At 61.4% G+C, this 24275-nt stretch carries 26 protein-coding genes; 16 read left to right on the top strand and 10 right to left on the bottom strand.

What is annotated here, in order from left to right; translation table 11 throughout:
• Positions 1 to 18: 18 nt before the first annotated feature.
• The 4 genes from NLM32_RS34370 (at position 19) to NLM32_RS34355 (ending at position 1896) form a co-directional block, all read left to right on the top strand.
• Positions 19 to 582 (top strand): cyclic nucleotide-binding domain-containing protein, encoded by a 564-nt coding sequence (locus NLM32_RS34370; RefSeq protein WP_254133144.1) that lies wholly within the window; start codon positions 19 to 21, stop codon positions 580 to 582.
• 236 nt (positions 583 to 818) lie between these two features.
• Positions 819 to 1022, top strand: a complete 204-nt coding sequence (locus NLM32_RS34365; RefSeq protein ID WP_254133143.1) for a hypothetical protein — start codon at positions 819 to 821, stop codon at positions 1020 to 1022.
• Between the two features lie 142 nt (positions 1023 to 1164).
• Positions 1165 to 1365: a hypothetical protein gene (locus NLM32_RS34360; protein WP_254133142.1), complete on the top strand. Its 201-nt coding sequence runs from the start codon at positions 1165 to 1167 to the stop codon at positions 1363 to 1365.
• Between the two features lie 198 nt (positions 1366 to 1563).
• Positions 1564 to 1896 carry a hypothetical protein gene (locus NLM32_RS34355; protein ID WP_254133141.1) on the top strand — a complete coding sequence of 111 codons (333 nt, stop codon included), beginning with the start codon at positions 1564 to 1566 and terminating at the stop codon, positions 1894 to 1896.
• Between the two features lie 357 nt (positions 1897 to 2253).
• Here NLM32_RS34355 and NLM32_RS34350 read toward each other — a convergent pair whose 3' ends face one another.
• The 5 genes from NLM32_RS34350 to NLM32_RS34330 form a co-directional block, all read right to left on the bottom strand.
• Positions 2254 to 2754, bottom strand: a complete 501-nt coding sequence (locus NLM32_RS34350; protein WP_254133140.1) for a cytochrome b/b6 domain-containing protein — start codon at positions 2752 to 2754, stop codon at positions 2254 to 2256.
• Positions 2755 to 2901: 147 nt separating this feature from the next.
• Positions 2902 to 4491 (bottom strand): AMP-binding protein, encoded by a 1590-nt coding sequence (locus tag NLM32_RS34345; protein WP_254133139.1) that lies wholly within the window; start codon positions 4489 to 4491, stop codon positions 2902 to 2904.
• 6 nt (positions 4492 to 4497) lie between these two features.
• Positions 4498 to 4950 (bottom strand): VOC family protein, encoded by a 453-nt coding sequence (locus NLM32_RS34340; RefSeq protein ID WP_254133138.1) that lies wholly within the window; start codon positions 4948 to 4950, stop codon positions 4498 to 4500.
• A gap of 39 nt (positions 4951 to 4989) precedes the next feature.
• Positions 4990 to 6201 (bottom strand): ABC transporter substrate-binding protein, encoded by a 1212-nt coding sequence (locus NLM32_RS34335; protein ID WP_254133137.1) that lies wholly within the window; start codon positions 6199 to 6201, stop codon positions 4990 to 4992.
• A gap of 101 nt (positions 6202 to 6302) precedes the next feature.
• Entirely contained in the window at positions 6303 to 7232 is a 930-nt protein-coding gene (locus NLM32_RS34330; RefSeq protein ID WP_256568317.1) for a LysR substrate-binding domain-containing protein, read from the bottom strand.
• Between the two features lie 146 nt (positions 7233 to 7378).
• Between NLM32_RS34330 and NLM32_RS34325 the strand changes: the two genes are divergently transcribed.
• The 3 genes from NLM32_RS34325 (at position 7379) to NLM32_RS34315 (ending at position 11026) form a co-directional block, all read left to right on the top strand.
• On the top strand, positions 7379 to 9130 hold the full coding sequence (locus NLM32_RS34325) for an acyl-CoA dehydrogenase family protein (RefSeq protein ID WP_256568316.1): 1752 nt from the start codon (positions 7379 to 7381) through the stop codon (positions 9128 to 9130).
• A gap of 5 nt (positions 9131 to 9135) precedes the next feature.
• A complete protein-coding gene (locus NLM32_RS34320; protein ID WP_254133134.1) occupies positions 9136 to 9921 on the top strand; it encodes a 2-keto-4-pentenoate hydratase in 786 nt (261 codons plus the stop codon).
• A 181-nt stretch (positions 9922 to 10102) separates the two neighbouring features.
• Positions 10103 to 11026: a tripartite tricarboxylate transporter substrate binding protein gene (locus NLM32_RS34315; RefSeq protein WP_254133133.1), complete on the top strand. Its 924-nt coding sequence runs from the start codon at positions 10103 to 10105 to the stop codon at positions 11024 to 11026.
• Positions 11027 to 11062: 36 nt separating this feature from the next.
• Here NLM32_RS34315 and NLM32_RS34310 read toward each other — a convergent pair whose 3' ends face one another.
• Positions 11063 to 11677 carry a TetR/AcrR family transcriptional regulator gene (locus NLM32_RS34310; RefSeq protein WP_254133132.1) on the bottom strand — a complete coding sequence of 205 codons (615 nt, stop codon included), beginning with the start codon at positions 11675 to 11677 and terminating at the stop codon, positions 11063 to 11065.
• Between the two features lie 99 nt (positions 11678 to 11776).
• Between NLM32_RS34310 and NLM32_RS34305 the strand changes: the two genes are divergently transcribed.
• The gene (locus NLM32_RS34305; protein WP_254133131.1) at positions 11777 to 12265 is read left to right on the top strand and encodes a tautomerase enzyme; all 489 of its coding nucleotides are present in this window, start codon (positions 11777 to 11779) and stop codon (positions 12263 to 12265) included.
• Positions 12266 to 12280: 15 nt separating this feature from the next.
• On the top strand, positions 12281 to 13060 hold the full coding sequence (locus tag NLM32_RS34300) for a crotonase/enoyl-CoA hydratase family protein (protein WP_254133130.1): 780 nt from the start codon (positions 12281 to 12283) through the stop codon (positions 13058 to 13060).
• Between the two features lie 409 nt (positions 13061 to 13469).
• On the opposite strand, the gene NLM32_RS34295 is transcribed toward NLM32_RS34300, so the two are convergent.
• Entirely contained in the window at positions 13470 to 14072 is a 603-nt protein-coding gene (locus NLM32_RS34295) for a TetR/AcrR family transcriptional regulator (RefSeq protein ID WP_254133129.1), read from the bottom strand.
• 93 nt (positions 14073 to 14165) lie between these two features.
• Here NLM32_RS34295 and NLM32_RS34290 point away from each other — a divergent pair, with 93 nt between their 5' ends.
• Both NLM32_RS34290 and NLM32_RS34285 read left to right on the top strand, forming a co-directional pair.
• Complete coding sequence (locus tag NLM32_RS34290) at positions 14166 to 15095, top strand: NAD(P)-dependent alcohol dehydrogenase (protein ID WP_254133128.1); 930 nt, start codon at positions 14166 to 14168, stop codon at positions 15093 to 15095.
• A gap of 136 nt (positions 15096 to 15231) precedes the next feature.
• Positions 15232 to 16119, top strand: coding sequence for an oxidoreductase (locus NLM32_RS34285; RefSeq protein WP_254135490.1), 888 nt, complete (start codon positions 15232 to 15234; stop codon positions 16117 to 16119).
• Positions 16120 to 16205: 86 nt separating this feature from the next.
• Here NLM32_RS34285 and NLM32_RS34280 read toward each other — a convergent pair whose 3' ends face one another.
• Both NLM32_RS34280 and NLM32_RS34275 read right to left on the bottom strand, forming a co-directional pair.
• A complete protein-coding gene (locus tag NLM32_RS34280; protein WP_254133127.1) occupies positions 16206 to 17072 on the bottom strand; it encodes an IclR family transcriptional regulator in 867 nt (288 codons plus the stop codon).
• On the bottom strand, positions 17069 to 17467 hold the full coding sequence (locus tag NLM32_RS34275; protein ID WP_254133126.1) for a thioesterase family protein: 399 nt from the start codon (positions 17465 to 17467) through the stop codon (positions 17069 to 17071). Before NLM32_RS34275 ends, NLM32_RS34280 begins: the two co-directional genes overlap by 4 nt.
• A 168-nt stretch (positions 17468 to 17635) precedes the next feature.
• Here NLM32_RS34275 and NLM32_RS34270 point away from each other — a divergent pair, with 168 nt between their 5' ends.
• The 5 genes from NLM32_RS34270 to NLM32_RS34250 all read left to right on the top strand — a co-directional run bounded on the left by NLM32_RS34270 (position 17636) and on the right by NLM32_RS34250 (position 23679).
• Positions 17636 to 18784 (top strand): FAD-dependent monooxygenase, encoded by a 1149-nt coding sequence (locus tag NLM32_RS34270; RefSeq protein WP_254133125.1) that lies wholly within the window; start codon positions 17636 to 17638, stop codon positions 18782 to 18784.
• 20 nt (positions 18785 to 18804) lie between these two features.
• Positions 18805 to 20454: a benzoate-CoA ligase family protein gene (locus NLM32_RS34265; RefSeq protein WP_254133124.1), complete on the top strand. Its 1650-nt coding sequence runs from the start codon at positions 18805 to 18807 to the stop codon at positions 20452 to 20454.
• A gap of 69 nt (positions 20455 to 20523) precedes the next feature.
• On the top strand, positions 20524 to 21879 hold the full coding sequence (locus tag NLM32_RS34260; protein WP_254133123.1) for an MFS transporter: 1356 nt from the start codon (positions 20524 to 20526) through the stop codon (positions 21877 to 21879).
• 32 nt (positions 21880 to 21911) lie between these two features.
• On the top strand, positions 21912 to 22970 hold the full coding sequence (gene gtdA, locus NLM32_RS34255) for a gentisate 1,2-dioxygenase (protein ID WP_375143657.1): 1059 nt from the start codon (positions 21912 to 21914) through the stop codon (positions 22968 to 22970).
• A complete protein-coding gene (locus NLM32_RS34250) occupies positions 22963 to 23679 on the top strand; it encodes a fumarylacetoacetate hydrolase family protein (RefSeq protein ID WP_254133121.1) in 717 nt (238 codons plus the stop codon). Before gtdA ends, NLM32_RS34250 begins: the two co-directional genes overlap by 8 nt.
• 92 nt (positions 23680 to 23771) lie before the next feature.
• Here the strand turns inward: NLM32_RS34250 and NLM32_RS34245 are convergent, their stop codons facing one another.
• Entirely contained in the window at positions 23772 to 24197 is a 426-nt protein-coding gene (locus NLM32_RS34245) for a chorismate mutase (protein WP_254133120.1), read from the bottom strand.
• Positions 24198 to 24275: the final 78 nt, after the last annotated feature.

Here is a 24275-nt window from a genome sequence, read left to right as displayed (position 1 = left end):
GCGTTAGGGGTCACCGATATGCGCAAGGTCCTCTTCATATTCGGCGTGCTGAACGACTCCGACATCGACTGGATGGCCCGTGTCGGCTCTCGCCGCGGCATCAGGCGACAGGACGTCCTGATCGACGAAGGTGTGCCGATCTCGTCGATCGTCCTGCTGTTGCAGGGACGAATGGGCGTGAGCGTGTCCGGCATCGGCGAGATCGCCCAGCTCGAGGCGGGTGACTTCGTCGGTGAGATGTCGCTGATCGATTCAGCGCCGCCCTCGGCCACAGTGTCTGCGAAGCTCGATTCGGTTGCCCTGTTCCTGGACAAGCAGCTCCTGCTGCGAAAGCTCGCGGGAGATCCCGCCTTTGCCAGCCGCTTCTATCGCGCTTTGGCAATCCTGCTCTCGGACCGCCTGCGGGCCACCGAGCGCAGGATGGCCTATGGTGAACAAAAACACGGACTAGGTGACGAGGCGACACGCCTGAAGGACGAGCTTGATCCCGGCGTCCTCGATCAAGTGTCGGTCGCCGGCGAGAGATTTGACCGTCTGCTCAAGCTCGTCGAGCAGTTCGCGATGAGAGGCGCCAGATCCTGAGATGGTAGGCAGGGACCTTTCGACACTTCCCCGTGACCGACGCCGAAATACGGCATCTGCCGTATCGCGGGGAAATGGATCCAGCGGTAGCTTTCACTCCACGGCGCACGAACCAAAGGGCGACGTAGGGAAGCCGGCTTCCTAAGCCCTTGAATATTCGGGAAATGACCTCGTCGGACGGTTGCAACTGATGTCTGGGTAGTGCGCTTGGCATTGATCAAAGCGGGAGAATGAATATGACCGATCAGCAGGACACGAATTCCACAGCGGGTGCGGCACCCGGCGAGAACCTCAAGGACGGCGCTCAGAACACGGCCCCCCAAATCTCCCCGACCTCGGATGCACTCAGCGACGGCTCGCTGGACCAAGTGTCAGGCGGCGCTTGGCCGTACAACAGCACTGCGGCTGCCAGCTACAGCGCCAGCGGCCCGATAGGCTAGCCGAAAGGGCGCTCTGCGGTGAACAAAGGGCGAGCCCCGAAACTGCCTTTCCGAGCCCTGGAAATACTCACGAAGCAAACCCAGCGTAGCGTTTCGAACGTCGGGTTGATCCGATCAACATTGATGAAGGTGGAGATTGAATATGAGCAACACGCAGGACACGAATTCAAAGGCGCAAGCCGAAACTCTCGGGACCAGCAAGGACGGCGCTCAGAACCAGGCGTCCCAAATCTCGCCGGCGGCTGATGCGCTCAGCGACAGCTCGCTGGACGACGTGTCAGGCGGCTCTTGGCCGTACAATACTTTCACGAGCGGCGTCTACAGCCCCAGTAACGGTGGTTAACCAATCAGCATTGATGAAACTGGAGGTTGAACAGGACCAGTGGGCAGGACACGAATTCAAAGGCGCAAGCCGAGTCTCTCGAGAGCAGCAACGACGTCCCTCAGAACAAGGCGCCCCAAATTTCGACGTCTGATGCGCTGAGCGACAGCTCGCTGGACGATGTCTCAGGCGGCTCTTGGCCGTACGGTACCGCTGTGTATGCCAGCATCGGCAGCGCAGGCCAGGGGGGCTATTCGCATCGACTGGTCGGCGACCGACAAGACGGCGTTTTTGAATGCCTTAACCCAAGAGATCAACGAGCCGGGCAAGGGCCACTTGGACGCTTATCTGAAGCCCTTCATTCGTCCCATTGATCCTAGCCAAGACATGGCAACCGAGATTCTCAAGGCGCCAGGTCTCGATGGTCGACAAGCTGGGACCAACGCGGTGCTTGGCAAGAATGATGAACCCGCGGTGCAAGAAAAATATCGCCTGCTTAGGATAGAGCGCAATCAAAGCCAATCCGGCGGTGATGCTAATCGCGCCAGTTGATGGCTGACGCTCCGTTGCTAGCAGCTGATCGGCTGATCCAGGCTATCAAGGCCTTTTTTCTAAGGTATGCGCTGACCTCTGCATCGGCCTAACCTCGGCCGTGAACCTATAAACGCGCCGGGCGGACAGCTTGCCAGAGTCCGCTGTGCCCCAATAGCCGACGAATTGTTGCGTAGCAACGAAACGACGCGATGGGCCAACAGCGGACGTCCAACAACGCTGGGAGCACAGTCTGCCCACCTAGATGGCCGACATTCCGCCAATAGCCGCCGACTGCGTGAGACTTATCTAAAACCGAACACGTTCCCTGCATAACCGGATATCTTGCGCGGGAAGTCTTGTGCAAGCGCAAGCCATTCAGTCGACTGATGCTCGCCACGTCCACATTCTGCGCATAACGTCTGTCCTGAACCAGAAGCGATGGGCGAGTGCTGCCGCGATGTGAACCAAGATCAGCAAGATTAGGGCGAGGGCAGCGGCAAAATGGATCTGGCCCGGCAGCGAATAGCCGCCAAACCAGGCCAAAGCACCGACGATCGGCATTCCAAGCAAGAGAATGTAGAACGCACCGTGGGTCAGGCGCGCAACTTGCTTGAGCAAGGGATGCTCGATTACTGGCAGTTCTGGTGCCCCCCGGTGCCAGCGAAGCCAAACTCGCCATAGCGCCGCGGCGAAGATCAATAATCCAACGAACGCATGCGCATTGAGGCTACCCTCATTTGGAGTGACGCCCGTCATCCGATCCTTCCACAGATCCTCAATGCCGCCGTGGAAGAAGATCTGGAAGGCAACAAGGGCCGCGATGGTCCAATGAAGGATGATCTGCAACCGAGAATAGGTCGATGGGATAGTGCTCACGGTTGTCACCTGGCGTCTGGTTCTGCACGCATGACCAATGCACTTTGTTCGGTCAGCCGAACACAAAGTTTCTCAACTGATAATACCAATGCTGTCAACGACAGCCTGCGTAGGTACGTTGCGAATGCGCGGGCGCTTGGATTGCCTTTACTCTAAGCCTACTATGCCGCTCTCCTGCAGCCGCTCGATGCAGAGCCGCTCTATCGGTTTTTCAGAGATGGTTTTGGGAATCTCGCTTAGGACCTGGATGATCTCCGGGATGTCTCGCGTTTGCAACGTCCTGCTGCAATACGCGCGAAGAGCGGCTCTGCTGAAATCAACCGTGCGCGGGACAACCGCTGCGACTAGGGTCTTCTCGCCCGCCACATTCTGTGACGTGGCAATCCCATAGACGAAGACGTCGGCGACGAGGCCCGACTTGATCACGGCCGCTTCGACCAGAGCGGTATTGATGAAATCGCCATTGCGCCGGATACCGCCTCCGATCCGGTAATGAAAGAAGAACCAGCCGTCCTCGTCCTGATGAACGATGTCGCCGGTACAGAACCAGCCATCGGCAACCTTCGCCTCGCTCGCCTCTGGATTTTTAAAGTAAGCAGTCTTGATGGGGACACTGTCCTTGCGTCGGAAGCGCAGCTCACCGGGCTGCATGGGGTGGCAGTGCCGTCCGTCGTCGTCGAATACAGCTGCTTCGAGCTCTGGCGGCGGCTTGCCGAGGCTGCCGATCGGTCCGGATCCCGGCGGGTTGGTTAGGGCGCCGCCGCCCTCGGTCGAGCCGTAGATCTCGCAGATCCTCACGCCGTAGCGGCGTTCGTATTCTTTCCAGAGATCGGGCGGCATGCCGGCGCTGATAATCAGGCGCACCGGATTGTCGGAATCGTCGGGCGCTTCCGGGATGCTGTAGATCTCGGGGATCATGCCGCCGAGAATGTTGAATATGGTGCAGTCGAATGTCCGGCAGATCGACCAGAGATGTCGCTTGCTGAATTTGCGGCTGATGACGACGGGCAGCCCGGCGGTCAGTCCGATGCGCAACGTGCCTTGGGCATTGATATGCGTCAGGGAAAGGCCCGTGTAGAGGATGTCGTCGGCCCTGAGTTCGATCCCGTGCATGCCGCGTGCGCGGCTCATATAGGCGCCATGGGATATCACGACGGCCTTGGGGTTACCCGTCGTGCCCGACGTGAACATCAACATCATGGGGTCGACCGGTGAAACGCTGATCCGATCACAGGAACCGCCATCCTTAAGAATGTCCCCGTAGCTCAGGTTGACCCGTGCGATCGAGGGTGGCCAGGCGCTTTGCTCTGTCAGGATCACAGCCCAGGAAAGAGCATTGGATTCGACGCTCGCGATAGCGGCGGCACAGTCAGCCGAGCAGATCACGCCGCGGCACTGGGCGTGGGACAGCATGAAGCTGAGTTTCTCGCCGATCGTTCTGGGATCGATCGGCACGAAGATCGCGCCCAGCATCGCAGCTGCCAGCATCGCTTCGACGAATTCGGGATGGTTGGCCATCATCAGTGCGAAGGTGTCGCCCCGCCCGAGGCCAAGCGCGGCCAGATGCCTGGCGAGCGCCGCGCCCTTTCTTTCCAACTGCGCGTAGGAGCGCTCCTCTGTCCGATAGGTACCGTCAGCCGTCACGTCCACGAATGTCAGGGCGATCTTGGCCGGAGTTTTCGCCGCATGAGTGGCCACGAGGTCGGCAATGGTTTCGAGCGGAGGAACGCTTTGCACGGGTCGTTATTCCTTGAAACCGTAGTAGTCACGGACCACTGGTTCGCGCAGCCTGCCGGGCTCGAAGATTTCGATGACGACGCCATCGGGTGCGCCGAGCATGAAATAGCCTCCACCTCCGCCGAGACGGCGAATGGGATTGGGAATATGCAAGCCGGCGGCCTTCATGCGGTCGTAGAGCTCGTCAATGCCGACGACCTGCATCCCGAGATGGTGGACGGCGTTCTTGCCTTCACCGCGCGGAAGCTGGTCGTAAAGATGCAGCGCGCCGATACCCACCTTGATGAAGACGTTGCGCGCACCGGCGACGTCCCCGTCCCACATCACCTCAGCGTCGAACCACTTCTTGTAGAAATCAATGGTCGCGTCGACGTCGGAGGCAAAGAGATGCACGTGCTGGAGGTGGTAGCGCTGCTTGGTGCCGTAGGGATATTGCCACTCGTTCTCGGATGTCGTCATGGTCGTCCTCGGGTGTTGAAGTCAGGGTCTGATGTCGTGTCAGCGCTTCACGAGCGGGCAGGTGCTCTCGGCCAGCGGAATGGTCACGTCCTGGGCCGGGATCTTCCGGAGGATCTTGCAGAGGTCCCACTCTCCCTTGGACTCCTTGGGGGCTTTGACCTCCGCCAGGTACATGTCGCGAACGACGCGGCCGTCCTCGCGGATCGTGGCGCCATGCGTGAAGGCGCTTTCGATCGGCGTCGCGCGCATCTTCGCGATCACCTTGTGCGCGTCGTCCGAACCGGTTGCCTCGATGGCCTGCAAATAGTGACGAACGGCCTCGTAGACGCCGATCTGCATGAAAGTCGGCCGCTGCCCCTTGCGCCGGGCCGCGAATTTATCCGACCAGGCACGGGTCTGTTCGTTGAGATCCCAATAGAAAGGGGTCGTGAGGAACGTGCCCTGTGTCGCCTGGAGGCCGAGCGAGTGGACGTCGGTGAGCAGCAGGAGCATGGCTGCCATTTTCTGGCCGCCCGCCGTCAGGCCGAACTCTTCAGCCTGCTTGATCGTTGCGACAGTGTCTCCGGCGGCATTCGCGAGCCCGACGATGCTGGCTTTCGAAGCCTGCGCCTGGAGGAGGAAGGAGGCGAAATCCGTGGTTCCTTGCGGGTGGGCCGAAGCCCCCAGCACCTTGCCGCCATTGGCCTGAACGACGGCGCTGGCGTCCTTCTGAAGCTGGTGACCGAAAGCGTAGTCGGCGGTGACGAAGTACCAAGTCTTGCCGCCACCCTCGACGACAGTCTTGGCCGTGCCGCGAGCGAGGGCATAGGTGTCGAAAGTCCAGGCCACGCTGGTTGGAGAGCAAAACTGGTTGGTTAGCGCGGTTGTTCCGGGCGAGGAGAACAGCATCACGCGGGAGCGCGCCCGGGCGACCTCCTGAACAGCGAGCGCAACGGCGGAGTTCGGCACGTCGGCAATAGCGTCGACGCTCTCCTGCTCGAACCATTTACGCGCGATATTGGCCGCCACGTCGGGCTTGAGCTGATGGTCGGCAAAGACGATCTGGATTGGCTTGCCGGCGACGCGGTTGCCGAATTCCTCCGCAGCCAGTTGCGCGGCGACGACTGAGCCTTCGCCCGTGGCATCGGAGACGATGCCCGACATGTCGGTCAGTACACCGATCTTCACAATGTCGCCGGATACCTGCGCGCGCGCCGGTGCGCTTGCCCCGATTGCCAATCCAGCAACGAGCATTCCGAGTACCAGCCTCATCGAGCGTTTCCCCGTCAGGATTTGATGACAGGGTCTGTGTCAGAGCCGGTTCAGACTGGCAAACGAGGTTTTCTCGGTGTGGCTTGAGCGAAACTCAACTCTCAATCGGACGAGCGTTTTCGTGTGGACGTCCTGGCCGCTGTCTTGCTCGTGCTCTGCTGTTTACAGACGTCGGACAGCCAATTGGCAAGCGCTGCGACCGCGGTGTCGTCCGCCATGCGTTGCTCGTATTCGAGCACAAAGTGACGCCGCGTCGGCCGGACGATGGGATGCGCTCTCACGAGATTGAGGTGGGCAAGATCTGGAGCCAGCAGGCTCTCGATTGCGATGACGGCGCCAAGCCCGGCTGCCGCGGCTTCGATGGCGAGGCCGAGATTCTCAAAGCTGCTCCCACCGCGGACAGGCACCTTGGTGAGCTGTGCATGGTCGAGCCAGCGCCGCCAATCGTCCGGTCGTGGCCTGTTGTGCAGCAATGGAACGGAGGTGAAGTCCAGCGTGCCGTCCTTCACTAGGGCTGGCGAGCAGACCGGTACCGTGGCGATCGGCAGCAGCGGCAGGGTGACCAGGCCCGCTCTGGGTTGCCCGTCCGAGACGGCGATGACGGCATCATAGCGGCTGGCAAGAAGGTCGACGGGGTTCGCACTGGTGTGCAAGTCGATCTCCAACTCGGGATGGGCCGCCTTGAGGCTGGGCCACATCGGCAGGAGAAATCGCGACAGAAAGAATCCGTAAACGCCGACTGAGAGCCGTCGGAACTGCCGGAGGTGCAAGCCTTCGGCGGCGTCCGCAATGCGGTCCAGCGCTTCGCGGGTGGAATCGGCGAAGGCTTTACCGGCGGAGGTCAGGACCAGGCCCCGAGATCCCCGCAAGAACAGCGCCGTGCCCATGCGCACCTCGAGGGCGCGGACGTGCCTGCTGACAGCTCCAACCGTGACGTTGAGCTCGTCGGCGGCACGTGTAATTGACAGATGGCGCGCGGCCGCTTCGAATGCGCGTACGGCATGGAGCGGCGGAAGTCGTCGTGAAGCCATGATGGTGTGCCCCCGCGGGATGGCCGAGCCTTGACTCTCGCTCAAGGCCCCCGCCCAAGAAGTCGTTTGCGCGGAGCGCTGTCAAGTCATACCCGGAGCCTGGCCGGGTGCGCCTGGCCCAAGAGCGAAAATCTGGAGGGAAGCTCATGACCGCTCATGCCGGTTTGGCTCGTCGCGAAGCATCTTCTCGACGCTCCGAAGCTTTGGCGCCCACCTGTCGTGGGCTGAATTACTATGCCATCGACCAGAGTGTGCGCGATTTGCTTCCCCTCTACATGGAAGCGCCGCTACTGGCGCACCTCGAGCCGCATCTTGCTGAGCTCGGCGCGCTCGCTGGAAGCAAGCTTTATGATCTGTCCGATCAGGCCGAGCGCCATCAGCCGGTGTTGCACCCCCGCGATGGCTATGGTCGCGACGAGGAGTGGGTCGAGTACCACCCCGCCTACCGGGAAATGGAGCGGATGGCGTTCGGGCAGTTCGGCATGCACGCGATGTGCAATCGCGGTGGCGTCCTCGGCTGGTCCTCGGCGATGCCGCCGATCGCGAAATACGTGTTTCACTACCTGTTTTCGCAAGCTGAGTTCGGCCTGCTGTGCCCGGTGAACCTCACCGACAGTTCATCCGAGCTGGTTCGCCGCTTCGGCAGCCCCGAGCTTCATGAACGCTATCTTCCGCGCATGTGGAGCCAGGACATGGCCGCACTTCTCAAATGCGCGCAGTTCATGACCGAGAAGGCCGGTGGGTCCGACGTCGGTGCGGCCGAACTGACCGCCGTGCGTGATGGCGCGCACTGGAAGCTCTATGGCGAGAAATGGTTCTGTTCCAACGCGGATGCGGAACTAGCTGTCTTGCTCGCGCGACCAGAGGGAGCGCCCGCCGGGGGGCGTGGCCTCGGCCTTTTCCTGATGCCGAAGACGCTGCCGGATGGCAGCCGTAACGCCTATCGGATCATGCGGCTCAAAGACAAGCTCGGCAGTCGCACAATGGCGAGTGGCGAGATCGTTTTCGATGGCGCGGTGGCCTACCAGCTCGGTGAACTCGACCAGGGCCTCAAGCACATGCTGGTGATGGTGAATTCCAGCCGCGTATCGCATCTGGCGCGCGCCGCCGGCATGATGCGCCGTTGCCTGAATGAAGCGCTCCAAGCGTCCCATCACCGCAACGCCTTCGGCCGGGCGGTGGTCGATCATCCCCTGATGCGCCGGCAGCTCGTGAAGCTCATGGTGCCGACCGAGCAGGCGCTTTCGGCGCTGCTCTATTCGGCGACCGCGCCGGAGAAGGTGCTGCGGCTGCTGACGCCGATCGTCAAATACCGCGCCTGCCGCGACAACGTCACGGTGGCGACCGGTGCGATGGAGGCGCGCGGCGGCAACGGCTATATCGAGGACTGGCCGAACGCGCGGCTGGTGCGCGATGCCCATCTCGGTCTGATCTGGGAGGGCACTAGCAACATCAATGCGCTCGATGCCGTGCAGCGCGCGATCGGAAAGGTCGGTGCGCATGGCGCCTTGCGCGACGATCTTCTCACCCGGCTCGGCGATACGCGGGGCGTTCCCGGTCAATTCCGCACGCGGCTCGACGGTGCGATTGACGATGCGCTGCGCTTTGCTGAGGAGGTGGCGGCACGTAAGGAGAATGAGCGCTTTTGCCGTCTTGCAGCAGGCAAGCTCTATCACGCCGTCACCGCTGTGCTGTTCATCCAGGAGGGCGTGCGCCTGGGCGCATCCGGCGGCGACGCCCGCCGCCTGCTGCTCGCCCGCTTCGCGCTTGAGCACCGCTTGCAAGAGCCGAATGCGCTGAATCTGGAAGGCCAGCGCTGGGAGGACGAGGCGATCGACCTGCTACTGGGCGAAGCGCCCGTGCCACTGTCGCGGGCGGCCGCGCTGCTGGTGAGGTAATCGCGATGGATCAGTCGGCCCAACGTGAACTCGCCAGCCTGCTCGCAACCCTGCGCCGCGAAGGACGCCAGCAGAGCGGTCTCGACCGGCGTCTTGTGCCGCCCGACAAAGCGACCGCCTACCGCATCGCGCGAATAGTCGAAGAGGAGCTCGGTTGGACCGTCGCGGGCTGGAAGATCGCGGCGATGAGGGAGGGGCTGCAACGGGAATTGCGCACGGACTCGCCGATCTATGGTCGTGTCTACGCTCCGCTGATCAAGCAGTCGCCGGTTACGGTCGAGCATGCGCGCCAGTGCAGTCCCATTCCGGAGGTCGAATATCAGGCGGTTCTTGGCGCGGACCTTCCGCCGCGTGAAGCTCCTTACAGCGTCGCAGAAGTCGAGGAGGCCGTCGCTTCGCTGCACCCGGGCGTGGAATTGGCCGAGTGTCGTTTTGTCCACGATGCGGCGTTTCCTCCACTGCCGGCTATCCTTGCGGATGGAGCCGGCAGTGGAACTATCGCCTATGGTCCGGCGATCGAGAACTGGCTGGAGCGCGATATTGCTGGCCAGGAAGTCGTGCTGACTTGCAACGGGACACTCCGGCGGAAAGGCAGTGCTGCCATCGCGCTCGACCATCCGATCTTGCCAGTGACATGGCTCGCCAACGAACTCTCGCGAACCGGCATCGGCCTGAAGGCGGGGCAGGTGATCAGCACCGGCACGCTCACGGGAATGTTGAGACCGAAGGCCGGTGAAACGTTCGTCGCTGATTTCGGAGCCTTCGGCAGCGTGACGGTAACATACGCCTGATCCGATCGAACGGACAAATTTCCCAAATAGTAAGTCGGACGCACTGCGCGGCAGGATCGCCAGAGCCAACCGGCAAGGAGTTGGAGAAACGGCACGACGCCGGTTTGCTTTGGGGGAGAAACCTATGCGGTTCATCGGTCTTTGTCGCAAATTACTTCTTGCGTCGGCCATTGCGGTGTCCATGCCTGCGATGGCGTGGGCGGAATACCCCGAGCGGCCGATCAAATTCGTCGTACCATTTGCTGCCGGCGGTCCGACGGACGCATTGGCGCGTTCTCTGGCCGAGGGCGTCAGAGCCAAGCTTGGCCAGCCCGTCATCGTCGAAAACCGTGCTGGCGCGGGAGCCAATGTCGGAGCCGATTTCGTCGCAAATTCGACGGCGGATGGTTACACCCTACTGTTCGGGACGTCGGGACCGCTTGCCATCAATGTAAGCCTATACACAAAGCTCAGCTACGATCCGATCAAGAGCTTCGATCCGATCATCATGATCGGCAAGATGCCAAACGTGCTCTCGGCGCATCCATCGGTGCCGGCGCAGAATGTGCAGGAGTTGATCGCTTATGCGAAGGCGAATCCGGGCAAACTGAGCTTTTCCTCGTCAGGCAATGGCGCTTCGACCCACCTCGCCGGGGTCATGTTCAACGCCGCCGCCGGAACCGACATCCTGCATGTGCCCTATCGCGGAGGCGCACCCGCGATCAACGATCTCATCGGCGGTCAGGTTCAGATGAGCTTCGCCGATATCTTCGTCTCCGCACCTCACATCAAGGGCGGACTCCTTCGCGCGCTCGGGGTCACGACGATCGAGCGGACGCCGGTTCTGCCCGATGTGCCGACCTTCGACGAGCAGGGCCTCAAAGGCTTCGACGTCAGCGTCTTCTTCGGCGTCGTCGCGCCGAAGGGCGTCCCCGAGCCGATCGTCGAGAAGCTCAATGCGGCCTTCGAGGCTGCGATGAATGACAGCTCGATCAAGCCGATTCTCGATGCGCAAGGGATTATCCCGGCGTCGTCGCACAGTCCTGCATATTTCGGAAAGTTCATAGCAGAGGAAATTCCCAAATGGCGGGATGTCATCAACTCGACCGGATTGCGGGTTGACTGAGCCGGCGCCGAGAAACTTCACGTCTGCCCCGGCTCATTAATGTTTCTTGATTGCCCCCATAAGCAGGACCTCGAGTTCGTGGCTGACCTCCTCCAGAGGCTGAGCACTTCGGGCGGCCCTGCACATTGCGACCGTGCCCTCCACCGACGCTATGATCAGCGTCGCTAGCCGTCGCGCGCGCGACGCTGGGAGACCTTCGCGCTTGAGCGCCGCGAACAAGATCTGCTGCCAGTCGGCAAAAACGCTTTGAGCGAGATCGAGCAGACGGCGCTGTGTCGCTTGTCCGCCAGCAGTGTTCTTGTCGGAGACATCGCCAATGTATTCTTCGACAGCGACCGCAAGGATCGGGCATCCCGCCTGATAGTTCGTCCGCTCCAGCGTCTTCTTCCACAACGTAATGAACGCATGCAAGCCGGCCATCGCACCGCGTTCGCTGGTGAGATGGCGCAGCGGACCGCTGACTTGGGCTCCTGCAAAGACGATGGCATCTTCGATGAGCTGCTGCTTGCCATTTGGAAAATGATGGCTGATCGATCCGCGCGGCGTGCCGGTGTGACGCACGACCTCCCGCACGCTTGTCGCATTGACGCCGCGGCGGCTCATCAGTTCGGCGGCTCCGGCCACCATTTTCACTCGCGTATCAGACGTCATCGGGTTCCTCGTCATCCCAGGCTACAGTATGCCAGTTGACATAGCTAGCATCCTATGGGTCTATGCCGCGTGACATAGTCAGGCTGGGGAGAGCTTGCGATGACCTTTATCCATGTGTTGACCCCGCAAGGACGATTGACTGGTCAGCAGCGCCGGATGCTCGCCAAGACGCTTACGGATGCCGTGCTGGTGCCCGAGGTCGGCCGGCTGGTCCCGCAGGCGCGGCGAGGTTACCAGGTGCATTTCCTCGAGCGGCCGCTCGACATGATCGCGCATGGCGGAGAGTTGCTGTCGGACCAGCCGAGCGACGTCATGGTGGTGGACGTCGTCGTCATGGACTGCTGCTGGACCCGCGAAGATCGGGCAACCGTCATTCGCAACGTTCTCAGGTCTCTGGCGGATGCTTGTGAGCTGAAGGAGCCTCCGCCGGGCTGGTGGGTCAATTTCCGTATCGTCGAAGAAGGCTGCTGGGGTTCACGCGGAGGCGTGCTGTCGTTCCTCGATATCCTCAAGGAGGGCGCGGCAGCCTTCCCACCCGAGCGGGCGGCGGCGATCCGTACCGCACTTGCCATCAAGAACGACCGATAGACAGGAGACGCTCGAATGACCACCGAAGGAACGATCCGCACCGAGGCGCACGATCACATTCTGAAGATCATCATCGATAATCCCGCGAAGAAGAACTCGTTCTCGCCGTCGATGATGGACCTGCTGTCGGACGCCCTGACCGAACTTCACAACAACGTCAGCTACTGGGTCGGCGTGATCTGCGCGGAAGGCAAGGATTTCACCGCTGGCCTCGACATGCCGAAGTTCTTCGGGCCGAACGCCGAGAAACGGAACGCCAAAGAGGGCAACGTCGACGTTTTCGGTCTCACCAAGCGCTGCAAGAAGCCGATTGTGACGGCGACGCAAGGTATCGTCTACACCGTCGGAATCGAGCTGATGCTGGCGGGCGACATCGTCGTTGCCGCCGACGACAGCCGGTTTTGTCAGATGGAGGCAAAGCGCGGCATCGCCCCCCTAGGCGGCGCGCATTTCCGTTACCTGTCGCGCGCCGGTTGGGGCAATGCCATGTACCATCTCTTCCTCTGCGATGAATTTAGCGCGCAGCGTGCCCGGGAGATCGGTCTCGTCCAGGAAGTCGTGCCGGTGGGCCAGCAGATCGCCCGTGCGATGGAGATTGCTTCGATCATCGCCCGCAACGCACCGCTTGGTATTCAGGTGACCAAGGAGGCGGCCGCGAAATATGCTGAGCAGGGGGAGGCGGCCGCGATTGCGTGCATCCCAGCGATCCGGGATCGCGTGCTCAAGAGCGCCGACGCGCGCGAGGGCATACAGTCATTTGTTGAGCGACGTCCTGCAGTTTTCCAGGGGCGGTGAATATGGAGGCGGCACCCACTGCGGCAGCGCCCAAACCAGCGTCTGCTTATTTCGCGCTGTCAAGAACCAAGCAGCAATGCACTTCTGCACCCGGTCAGAACTGGCGGCGTGCGAGTAGCAGTTTCATTGTCGCGGCGTCCTCCCGATCATCCGCTGTAGGATCTTTGGAGCTGAATCCGAGTGAAGCCCATGTCTATGAGGCGGTGCCAACAAAGAATAGACCTCCCACGGCTAGCTGACCGGGCAAGCTGACCGAGCAAGGGCCGGGTGAATTGAGATATTGAGAGTCTGTCGGGAGCCGCCGCGCGTTGTTCACGAATTATGATTGGTTATTAACGCCGCTGCGTTCGGCTCTTGAATCGCCGGGGCGCTTCAACCCTATGCTCAACGCGTATCGACTCAAAGATGCTTAAGCGTCAGATAGCTCCGCTTTCAAACTGGCTAACGCTTCCTTCAGATAGGCGGCGAGCGGCCTGCGCCCTTGCTCCTCGGTCCAGTTCTCAATGGCAAGGCGTAGGGCGCCGACGGATACCATTGCCACCATGCGCAGGGCCTTGCGGCGTCTGACCTGCGGCCAGAGTTCGCACAGTGCTTCGAACGCGGCCTGTTCCATCTCTAGATACTTGGTCTGGTTACTCGCGCGAAGTTGATCGTTGGAGCGCAGAATTCGATCGATGACCATGGCCTGGCCCGGCTCGTAATTCGCGGCCAGTTTTAGATGCGCGTTGCAGACGGCATCAAACGGGGACTGGTCCGTTGGCTGCGTTAGAATCGCGGTACGAAAGGCCTCAGGCAGATCTTTTTGCCAAGCGGCCAGAATCTCTTCTTTGGACTTGAAATAATAGAAGAATGTTCGCCGCGAGATGCCGGACGCCTCGGCGATCGCATCCAACGTGATCGCCTCATAGCCGTGGGCGCTGAACAGCTTTAGCGCTGAATCAGCGATGCGCCTTAGCGTCTCGCGCCGCTTCCTTTCGCGCCAGCCTTCCTGGTCTGAGCGATTCTGATCCATATCCGATCCATATCAGAAATCGCACTACTTGCAAAATTGCACAGAGTGTAATATTTTCCTTGCGATCAACGAGAGGCGAGGCGCAAAGCGCGTATGAAACGGGTACAATATGACCGCTATGGCGGGCCGGTAGAGATGTATGTCGGCGACTACGACTTGCAGAAGGTCGCAGATGGCGAGGTTTGCGTGTCGATCAAGGCCGCGGCCATCAATCCCTTCGACTGGAAGCTCCGTAGGGGCGCGATGAAGGTGGTGACCGGCAGACGGTTTCCGAAAGGAATGGGCACCGATTTTGCGGGAATCGTCACTGAGGTCGGAAGCAAGGTCATCAACATTAAGGTCGGCGATGAGGTCTTCGGCACGGTCGATTTCAAGAAATCCGGCGCCTTTGCGGAAGCGGCAGTCTTGGATGCTGGTAACGTCGTGAAAAAGCCGCCACAGCTTTCGTTCGGCGAGGCCGCTTGCCTTCCTATTGCGGCAATGACGGCATGGGTTGCCATCCTAGACAGGGCGAAAGCTCGGGCCGGATCGCGCATTTTCATCAATGGATGTAGCGGCGCGGTGGGCTCTTTCGCAGCCCAACTTGCACGCGCCCACGGAGCGCACGTTACTGGCACATGCGGGCGGACCGCTCGGGGCAGTGAAAAAGCTCCTGGCGTCGATTTGGTGTACGGCTACGCTGACAAGCACGAATATGCGAGAAACGGAAAGTTCGACGCGGTCTTCGACACCCTTGGAACGCTCGGTGTAGGTGAAGGGCTTTCGATGCTGATGCCGAAGGGCGTATTTGTAGACATCAATCCCACCCCTGGCAGGATCCTGCGTGGCATGCTGTCACGGCGATACAAATTGGCATTCGCCACGATGGGAATCCGGCATCTAGCGGCCATCGCGCAACTCGCCGGGGAGGGGACGTTGCGGCCGAAAATCGGTTTGGAAGCGCCGTTCAGCGATGCCCTGTCTGTCATTGCGAATGCAGAAACCGGACCGCGCCCTTCCGGGAAGATCGTGCTCGCTTTTTGATGGCGCACTCGAATAGCTCGCCCCGCCAAGATCGGTTGGAAGCGCAGCCGCATTTCGCGCGCTGCTAGCTTCGTGCAGAACGGCGCTAGGACCAAGTAGATCCCGTCGTAGACATAAAACAGAATTGGAAAAGATGATGACCGACGTCTCAAGCGCGGGCACCTACATGCTTGGCAACAAGCCTGTCAGGCGCCTCGGCTATGGCGCCATGCAGCTGGTGGGCCCGGGAGCGTTCGGCCCCCCCAAGGACCGCGAGGCCGCGCTTGCAGTCTTGCGCGAAGCCGTGGCCGCGGGAGTCAATCATATCGATACGAGCGACTTCTATGGTCCCCACATTACCAATCGGCTCATCCGGGAAGCTCTCCACCCTTATCCCGACAACCTAGTCATCGTGACGAAGGTGGGCGCTTTTCGCGGCGAAGACGCCGCCTGGTTGCCGGCTCAGGAGCCGGCCGATCTTGCGCGCGGCGTTCATGACAATCTTCGAAACCTAAATGTTGAAGTCCTGGACGTCGTCAACCTTCGCATCATTGAAGGCACCGGCATGACGCCCGCAGAAGGATCCATCGAGCAACGGTTCACCGCGCTTGCCGAGCTTCAACGGCAGGGCCTCATCCGCCACTTAGGTCTCAGCAATGCGACGGCGGCTCAGGTCAGGGAAGCACAGCGCATCGCGCCGGTGGTATGCGTTCAGAACCATTACAACCTCGTGCACCGCGCCGACGATGAGTTGGTCGACGCACTGGCGGAACAGGGGGTTGCCTATGTGCCGTTTTTCCCTCTAGGCGGCTTCAGCCGTCTCCTGACGACGGAGGCGAAGGCGTACGGCGTTTCGCCAATGCAGGTCGCATTGGCATGGCTGCTCGCCCGCTCGCCCAGCATCCTGCCTATACCTGGCACCTCGAGCATCGCGCATCTTCGGGAGAACTTGGCTGCGACGCACCTTGTCTTACCGCAAGCCATGCTGTCCCGGCTCGGCTCCGCAATTCAACAGGAGGCGAAATCGGGCCGGACCAAACATTAAGCTAACTACAAGAGCCCGCTGCGATGGATAAAGGCGGTCGATATCGGAGCAGAGCGGGCGTTGACGAAGATTTATGAGTACGCGCCCTAGTCCGGTACGTCCGTAACGCCCTTTTTGCGGAGCGTTTTCTTGCCAAGGTAGTCCGGCGAGACAATCGAATGACGTGAGGCAAAATCGATTAATGCGTTTCGCGCGGGACTATCTGGTTGCAGGAGGCCTTTGTGGGTACCGAACAAGGTAACTGCGACCTCGATCTCTCGTTGCCAGTTCGTGATTGCGGTCGAAATCGCGATCAAACCCGGAATGTAACGGCCATCAACGAAAGCGACGCGCTCACGTCGGATTTTGGTTGCCAAAGCCTCGAGGCTGCCCGCGTCCGGATTTAGATCCGGCCAACTGACACCGGTGGCCGTAGCGCGGTCGAGCTCCTGTTCGAGCCGGGCCCTCAGTTGCTGATGTGGAAGGTACGACAGAAAGATGCGTCCGGTGGCGGAGTCCAACAAAGGAAAGGTGCTGCCAAGGCCAATTGATGTCGTTGTCAGACTGGGGCCCCGCTCCAGCCTGACCACCGTCGGGCCATTGTGGCTCCAGACCGCAAGCAATGCTGCTTGGCCTGTCATGGTGGCCAATTCCTCGAGTTCGTCGGAGGCTTGGACTACGAAGTTGTTCCGGCTGATGGCCGCGACACCCATTTCTGAGGCTTCGCGGCCGAGGTCGTACCGGCCGGAGCGCTCCTTCTGCACGGCAAGGCCCGCATGAATAAAGCTTGCCAGGTAGCGATGCGCCTTACTCGGTGGCATGCCCGCCTCGCGCGCGATATCCGACAGCGTCGCCGGCCCATCGAAGGATCTGAGAACTCGCAGGACCGCAAGCGCGGCATCGAGAGCTTGGATGCCGCCGGGGGCCGTCCCGCCGCTCTCGTCGTCCGTGTCTTTCGCCCGCGTCCGTTTCATCTCAACAAGTCCTTGAACTCCTGCGGCGTGCTCGCGCCGCGGAGTGCGCCCGTGTCCGTGATCGAGGCCCAAGCGCGCTGTTCGAAGCCGCTCGCAATCTGCACGTTTCCGACCGACAGCTTGTAGTCGATTCGAAACCGCCGCTCCTGCCACTCGGCCACTTCGGCGCGGATCACGAGTTTATCGTCATAGCGGGCAGGTCCCACAAACTGGGCGCCGACATTGACCAGTGGCGTGACACTGTTGAAGCGGCGCTTGAGCTCCCGTTGGCTCAATCCGTGCTTCCGCAGCCAGCGCTGATAGGTGCAGTCAAACCAGTAGAAGTAGTTGGGATAAAAGACGATTCCGGCTTCGTCGCAATCGCCCCACTCAATCATGAAAGCTGTTTCGAACATCCGAAAACCCTCCCGCCAGGCGCTTCGCGCAGAGTCTAATCGCGTTTCCTAAATTCCTCATAAGAAAAGTGATTCCTTATTACGCAAAAATATATTGCATGAAATAAAATTCATTGCATAATACGCAATTAGAAGCGGTCGACAAGACGCAACAGGGAAGGAAAGGTCATGCGGCTCAGTCGCATTGCAGTGATGGGAGGCGGTCCAGCGGGCCTGTATTTCGCCGCGCTCTGGAAGCGCCGGCACCCCGAGGCCCATGTCGATGTCTTCGAGCAAAATCCAGAAGGCGCGACCTGGGGATTTGGCGTCGTCTTCTCCGACAAGGCGCTCGACTTCCTGCGCGCCGACGATCCAGAGACGGAGCAAGCCATCTCGGCGCGCATGGAGACATGGCGCGACATCACGCTGGTTCATCGCGGCGAGCGCGTCGTGCTCGACGGTGTCGGCTTCTCCGCGGTCGGACGGCTCGATTTCATCACGCAATTGACCGGGCGCGCACGATCCGCCGGCGCATATCTGCACTTCGGCAAGCTCGTGCGCTCCGTCGACGAGCTCGAGGGATACGACCTGATTGTCGCGGCCGATGGCGTGAACTCTCTGGTGCGCAGGAGCCACGAAGGCGACTTCGCGACGTCCCTGTCCTATGACCACAACAAGTTCGCCTGGTACGGCACCACCAAGCGCTTCGAGACGCTGACGCAGACTTTCGTCGGAACCGAGCTCGGCAGCTTTAACGCCCATCATTACCGCTACTCGCCGACGATGAGCACCTTCATCGTGGAGTGCGATCGCGCAACCTGGCTTCGCGCCGGCTTTGCGGAGAAGACCGAGGAAGAGAGCAGGGTGCTTTGCGAAAAGGTGTTCGCCGACACGCTCGAAGGACATCCTCTCGTCAGCAACAAATCGGTCTGGCGCAATTTTCCCTGGCTGTGGAACGACCGATGGTCACACCGCAATATGGTTCTGGTCGGCGACGCGCTCCACACCGCGCATTTCTCGATCGGATCCGGCACGCGCCTCGCCCTCGAGGATGTCATCGCTCTCGTTAATGCGCTCGACCACGAACCGCACAGTCTAGGCCGTGCGCTGGAGAACTACGAGGCCGCGCGCCGCCCGGTGGTGCAGAAGCTGGTCAAGGCCGCAAGGACCAGCGCGGCTTGGTACGAGCGCTTTTCCGACCACATGAAGCTGGCTCCCCTGGATTTTGGTTACAGCTACATCACCCGGTCGGGGAGGATCGACGACAGCCAGCTCCGCGCGATGTCGCCGCGCTTCATGGCGCGCTACGACGCCAATTCGTTGGTCCCTAGTACATGACGATGACGAGGAGCGCTCCCATGACTGACGGAATGGACCAAACGCTCGTGAACGCGATCGTCGACCATGTACCCGACGATGCGAAAGGAGCATGCGAGATCGGCTTCGAGATCGCCGGGCGCTACAACGCCAGCGAGATTCTGTTCGACAATCTCGGCGCCGGCCGTGCCGACAAGGTCGCGATCTACACCGCGACGGGCAATACCAGCTATGGCGAGTTGTGTGCCAGGGCCGCCCAGTGCGGCAACGCGCTCGCTTCGCTCGGGCTTCGCCGCGGCGATCGCGTGCTCCTCCTGCTGAACGACACGGCGTCCTATCCGGTGGTGTTCTTCGGTGCGGTCCGCGCCGGCTTCGTGCCGATGCTGATCAACACGCTGTCGCCCAAGGAACTGATCGGCTTCTACCTGCAGGATTCGGCCGCGACGGTCGCGGTCGTCGACGCCGAATACGCTGCACTGTTCGACCGGAAAACGGTCGCTGGAACGCATCTGCGCACGCTGATCGTGCTCAACGGCGAGGCCGCGGGCGAGTCTTCGGTCGAGGTCCTCGACGGCGACAATTGGTTTGCCCAATTTCCCGCCGAGCTGGAAGCAGTGCCGACGTCCCGCGACGATATGGCGTTCTGGATGTACAGCTCGGGCAGCACCGGCCGGCCGAAGGGCATCGTGCATCTCCAGCACGACATGGCCTACACCGCGAAGAGCTTCGGGCAGCACATCCTCGGGATCACTGAGAGCGATATCTGCTTCTCCGTGCCAAAGATCTTCTTCGCTTACGGTTTTGGTAATTCGATCACGTTCCCGTTCGCGGTCGGCGCCAGCACGATCCTGCTCGCCGGGCGGCCCGAGCCAGGCGCCGTTCTGGACCTGATCGAGCAGCTCAAGCCGACGCTCTTCTTCGGGCTGCCGACACTCTACAACGCGATGCTGCATCATCCGCGCATCGAAGCTGCCGATCTGTCGAGCGTACGCCTCAGCCTGTCGGCCGCCGAAGTGCTGTCGCAGGACATCTTCAACGACTGGAAGCGGCGCTTCGGGCTCGAGATCGTCGAAGGCCTCGGATCGACCGAGGTGCTGCACATCTATCTCTCGAACACGCGCGAGCAAAAGAAGACCGGGACCGCCGGCAAGCGCGTGCCCGGCTATGAGATCCGGCTGACCACGCCTGAAGGGGAGCCCGTCGCACAAGGCCAGGAAGGCGTGATGTGGGTCCGCGGTCACTCCAATGCGCCGTGCTACTGGAACAGGCCCGACAAGACCGCGCAGACCATGCGCGAGGCGGGCTGGATCTGGACCGGCGACCGGCTCGTCGAGGATGTCGACGGCTTCTTTACTTTCGTCGGCCGCGTCGATGATCTCATCAAGGTGAGCGGCCAGTGGATCTACCCGGTCGAGATCGAGCTCTGCCTGTCGGACCATCCCGCCGTTCGCGAGTGCGCGGTCCTTGGCCTCGAGCTTCCCGATCGCCGCATGACCACGAAAGCCTTCGTGATCCTTCGGGACGGTCATGCCGCGAGTGAGGTGCTGACCCGGGAGCTGCAGGACCACGTCAAGTCGAAGCTGCTTCCCTACAAATATCCGCGTCTGATCGAATACAGGTCCGACCTGCCGAAGACGGGCACGGGCAAGATCGATCGGCAGAAGCTGCGCAGCGCCCCTTTGGTGGCCTGAACGCTAGCCGCATTCTCCCAAGTCTCCTGAAAGTCACAGCCTAGAAACCCACGCTCACTGGAGTTCGTGATGTCCGCTGCGAATATTGTCGACGTTACTGAAGTGATCGAAGAGGCGCGATTCGGACGCCTCCAGCTTCTGATCCTGGTTCTTTGCGCGTGGATCGCGCTGCTCGATGGTTTCGACACCCAGGCGATCGCCTATGTCGCACCCGTGATTGCCGAGCAATGGGGGATCGCCATGGCCGGCTTCGGTCCGATCTTCGGCGCGGGCCTCGCCGGCCTAGCTGTGGGTGCGTTCGTCCTCAGCCCGGCCGCCGATCGGTTCGGCCGAAAGGGCGTGATCCTGCTCTCCGTGCTGTTGTTTGGTATTTTCGCGCTGGTCACGGCGCGCGCGACCACGCTGAACGAGCTGCTGGTCTACCGTTTCCTGACCGGCCTCGGCCTCGGTGGCGCCATGCCCAACATCATCGCGCTGACCAGCGAATATGCACCGAAGCGGATGCGCGCGCTGCTCATCGCCATCATGTTCTGCGGTTTCCCGCTGGGCTCGACGATCGGCGGCCTGATCAGCGCGCCCCTGATCGGAGCGTTCGGCTGGCAGGCGGTCTTCGTCGTGGGCGGCGTGCTTCCGCTTCTCACCCTGATCGTGCTGTTGATCTGGCTGCCGGAGTCGATCCGCTATCTCCTGACGCGCGACGTTGCGGACAGCCGGATCGCGAAACTGCTCGCAAGGCTGGATCCGAGCATCTCCCCGACCGCGGCGAACCGCTATGTGGTGCATGGCTCGCAAGCAACCGGATTCCCGGTGACTAAGCTGCTCGCCGATGGCCGTGCATCCATGACGGTTCTGCTGTGGATCGCGTTCTTTATGAACCTGCTCGTCATGTACTTTCTCGTGAATTGGATGCCTTCGCTGCTCAAGGCGAGCGGCCTGCCACTCAACATCGCGATCCTCTCGACGGCGGTGCTGAACGCCGGCGGCGTGGTCGGCGCGATCGTGCTCGGCCGCTTCGTCGACCGGCTCGATCCCTATCTGGTGCTCGGCGGCACCTATCTGGCTTCGGCGCTCTTCATTGCGGGGATCGCATTCGGATCGGCCAACGTCTGGACGCTGATGATCTCAACCTTCCTCGCCGGGTTCGGCGTTGTCGGAGCGCAGATCGGCATGAACGCGCTTGCGGCCGGCCTCTATCCGACCGAGATCCGTTCCACCGGTGTGGGCTGGGCGCTGGGTGTGGGCCGCATCGGCTCGATCATCGGCCCGGTCGCGGGCGGCGTGCTGCTCGGCTTCGGATGGACTGCGCAGTCCGTCGTCCTGACCGCTGCGGTGCCGGCAATGCTGGCGGGCTTCGCGGTGATCGCCCTGCGCCGGCGGGAGCCGTCGCTCAAGCTCGTGGCCTCAGTCGCGACGCTCCATCACTAACAGCGAGACAGACCATGTCCCAACCATCCATCATGGCGCCGACCGCCGATACGCCGGAACGCCGCGCCTTCTACGACAAGATCGACAAGAGAAACCTGACGGCGCTGTGGTTGTCGTTGGCCGACCTCGTGACAACGGAGCCGAGAAGCGCGTGCCGTCCCGCATCCTGGCGCTTCGACGAGATCCGCGCCTACATGCTCGAGGCCGGAAGTCTCATCACCGCCAAGGAGGCGGAGCGGAGGGTTCTGGTCCTCGAAAATCCCGGTCTTCGCGGCCAGTCGAAGATCACGACGGATCTCTATGCCGGCGTGCAGCTGGTGATGCCGGGCGAGGTTGCGCCGGCGCATCGCCATACGCAATCAGCGCTGCGGTTCATCCTCGAAGGCGAGGGCGCCTACACCGCGGTGAACGGCGAACGCACCATCATGCACGAGGGCGATTTCATCATCACGCCACCCTGGGCCTGGCACGATCACGGCAATCCGAGCGCCGAGCCGGTGTTCTGGCTGGACGGTCTCGATATTCCCGTCATCCAGATGCTGGATGCATCCTTCGCCGAGCATCTCGACGTCGATGAGCAGCCGATCACGAGGCCGGTCGGCGACAGCGACGCCCGCTACGGCCACAACCTGCTTCCCGTCGATCACAGAGGGGGCGGCGGCACTTCGCCGGTGTTCAACTATCCCTTTGCGCGAACCCGCGAGTCGCTCGAGCGTTTGCGACGCGCCGCGGCCTGGGACCCCTGCCACGGTCTCAAGATGCGCTACACCAACCCGATCACGGGCAATCACGCCATGGCCACCATGGCGACATTCATACAGCTCCTGCCAAAGGGCTTTGTGACCGCGTCGTACCGTTCGACGGACGCCACCGTGTTCGTGCCGATCGAAGGCAAGGGCCGCAGCGTGATCTCGTCGCGATCCGGCGAGGACGTCGTGGTCGAATGGGGTAAGCGCGACGTCTTCGTCGTGCCGTCCTGGCATCGCGTGCGTCACGAAGCGATCAACGGCGATGCCGTGATCTTCTCCTATTCCGATCGACCCATTCAGGAAGCCCTGCATCTTTACCGAGAGGACCGCGGCAATGCTTGATACCGTCACTCACTCCGATTTCGTTCTGTCACCCCCGCCGCAGTCTTCCGTCGCGGTCCACAATTCGGCGGCACGCTTTCCGGTGCGCCGGATCATCTGCGTCGGCCGCAACTACGCGGCGCACGCCCGCGAGATGGGGCGCGATCCTGATCGCGAGCCGCCGTTCTTCTTCATGAAGCCCGCCGACACGGTCGTCGACGACGGCACGAGCGTTCCCTATCCGCCGCAGACCGGCAACTTCCACTACGAGATCGAGCTGATCGTCGCGATTGGGCAGGGCGGGACGGACATCCCAGTCGCGCGCGCGCTCGATCATGTCTGGGGCTACGGCGTCGGCATCGATCTGACCCGCCGCGACCTGCAGCTTCAGGCCCGCGAGCAAGGTCGTCCCTGGGATTGGGGCAAGGGCTTCGACCTGTCAGCGCCGATCGCCCCGCTACGACCGGTCTCGGAGGTCGGCCATCCCAACGCCGGGCGCATCTGGCTCGCCGTCGATGGCGTGACCAAGCAGGATTCCGACATCTCGAAGCTGATTTGGCCCGTCGCGGACATCATCTCGATCTGCTCGCAGTCGATGGCGCTCAAGCCCGGCGACGTCATCATGACGGGAACGCCGGAAGGCGTCGGCCCCGTGCAGCGAGGCCAAACGATGACGGGCGGAATCGATGGGCTCGGCGAGATCAGAATATCAGTACAAGAGATCGACTGACGTTCGCCAAGGGCGACCGGCCGAATTCTAGAATGTCCTTTGCCCACGGCACCAGGGAGTCGAAGCCTCCTGGTGCCGTGGTGCTCGCAAACTCATTTCCTCCAGGGCGTTTGTCCTGCAGCGGCCGCTTTGGCAAAAACTTCTTGTTCATAGTCGATGTAGGAACGCACCATAGCCCGGTAGGTGGTTTCGGCAATGCGTGGCGAAAGTCCATTTTCTTCCGCAAGTGACATCGCCTTTCGTACCACGGCTTCCGCACGTTCGGGCGCTTCCACCTGTGCGGGATTAGCCTTGAAGCGCGAGGCCTCATGGACGTAGCGTCCGCGTTCAGCCATCAATCGCACCAGCTCGCGGTCAATGCGATCGATGTTCTGGCGCACTTCCGCAAGGGTAGAGCAGCACGAACCGTTGTCTACGGTTGGGCTTCCCCAAAGTGCAGGCGCGGTGGTCGCGGGCTCCTCGGCCCAAGACACAAATGGTGCCAACACCAATACCAGTGTCAGGACTGAACGTCGCATGAACTCCTCCTCTATAAATCAGCACTCTCTTTGGTTGAGCACTTTTTGTGATTAGGCGCGAACAGCGTCGCGTAGCAG

The sequence above is a fragment of the Bradyrhizobium sp. CCGUVB14 genome, assembly GCF_024199935.1.
In the GTDB taxonomy this organism is placed as follows: domain Bacteria; phylum Pseudomonadota; class Alphaproteobacteria; order Rhizobiales; family Xanthobacteraceae; genus Bradyrhizobium.
The sequence above is the reverse complement of the archived record's forward strand: the minus strand, read 5'-3'. Positions and strand labels throughout refer to the sequence as shown.

Bases quoted from the DNA above. Each gene is read 5' to 3' on its own strand.
- NLM32_RS34370 (WP_254133144.1), top strand. From the start codon at position 19: ATGCGCAAGGTCCTCTTCATATTCGGCGTGCTGAACGACTCCGACATC.
- NLM32_RS34365 (WP_254133143.1), top strand. From the start codon at position 819: ATGACCGATCAGCAGGACACGAATTCCACAGCGGGTGCGGCACCCGGC.
- NLM32_RS34360 (WP_254133142.1), top strand. From the start codon at position 1,165: ATGAGCAACACGCAGGACACGAATTCAAAGGCGCAAGCCGAAACTCTC.
- NLM32_RS34355 (WP_254133141.1), top strand. From the start codon at position 1,564: ATGCCAGCATCGGCAGCGCAGGCCAGGGGGGCTATTCGCATCGACTGG.
- NLM32_RS34340 (WP_254133138.1), bottom strand. From the start codon at position 4,950: ATGACGACATCCGAGAACGAGTGGCAATATCCCTACGGCACCAAGCAG.
- NLM32_RS34335 (WP_254133137.1), bottom strand. From the start codon at position 6,201: ATGAGGCTGGTACTCGGAATGCTCGTTGCTGGATTGGCAATCGGGGCA.
- NLM32_RS34330 (WP_256568317.1), bottom strand. From the start codon at position 7,232: ATGGCTTCACGACGACTTCCGCCGCTCCATGCCGTACGCGCATTCGAA.
- NLM32_RS34325 (WP_256568316.1), top strand. From the start codon at position 7,379: ATGACCGCTCATGCCGGTTTGGCTCGTCGCGAAGCATCTTCTCGACGC.
- NLM32_RS34320 (WP_254133134.1), top strand. From the start codon at position 9,136: ATGGATCAGTCGGCCCAACGTGAACTCGCCAGCCTGCTCGCAACCCTG.
- NLM32_RS34315 (WP_254133133.1), top strand. From the start codon at position 10,103: ATGCCTGCGATGGCGTGGGCGGAATACCCCGAGCGGCCGATCAAATTC.
- NLM32_RS34310 (WP_254133132.1), bottom strand. From the start codon at position 11,677: ATGACGTCTGATACGCGAGTGAAAATGGTGGCCGGAGCCGCCGAACTG.
- NLM32_RS34305 (WP_254133131.1), top strand. From the start codon at position 11,777: ATGACCTTTATCCATGTGTTGACCCCGCAAGGACGATTGACTGGTCAG.
- NLM32_RS34300 (WP_254133130.1), top strand. From the start codon at position 12,281: ATGACCACCGAAGGAACGATCCGCACCGAGGCGCACGATCACATTCTG.
- NLM32_RS34295 (WP_254133129.1), bottom strand. From the start codon at position 14,072: ATGGATCAGAATCGCTCAGACCAGGAAGGCTGGCGCGAAAGGAAGCGG.
- NLM32_RS34290 (WP_254133128.1), top strand. From the start codon at position 14,166: ATGAAACGGGTACAATATGACCGCTATGGCGGGCCGGTAGAGATGTAT.
- NLM32_RS34285 (WP_254135490.1), top strand. From the start codon at position 15,232: ATGACCGACGTCTCAAGCGCGGGCACCTACATGCTTGGCAACAAGCCT.
- NLM32_RS34280 (WP_254133127.1), bottom strand. From the start codon at position 17,072: ATGAAACGGACGCGGGCGAAAGACACGGACGACGAGAGCGGCGGGACG.
- NLM32_RS34275 (WP_254133126.1), bottom strand. From the start codon at position 17,467: ATGTTCGAAACAGCTTTCATGATTGAGTGGGGCGATTGCGACGAAGCC.
- NLM32_RS34270 (WP_254133125.1), top strand. From the start codon at position 17,636: ATGCGGCTCAGTCGCATTGCAGTGATGGGAGGCGGTCCAGCGGGCCTG.
- NLM32_RS34265 (WP_254133124.1), top strand. From the start codon at position 18,805: ATGACTGACGGAATGGACCAAACGCTCGTGAACGCGATCGTCGACCAT.
- NLM32_RS34260 (WP_254133123.1), top strand. From the start codon at position 20,524: ATGTCCGCTGCGAATATTGTCGACGTTACTGAAGTGATCGAAGAGGCG.
- gtdA (WP_375143657.1), top strand. From the start codon at position 21,912: ATGGCGCCGACCGCCGATACGCCGGAACGCCGCGCCTTCTACGACAAG.
- NLM32_RS34250 (WP_254133121.1), top strand. From the start codon at position 22,963: ATGCTTGATACCGTCACTCACTCCGATTTCGTTCTGTCACCCCCGCCG.
- NLM32_RS34245 (WP_254133120.1), bottom strand. From the start codon at position 24,197: ATGCGACGTTCAGTCCTGACACTGGTATTGGTGTTGGCACCATTTGTG.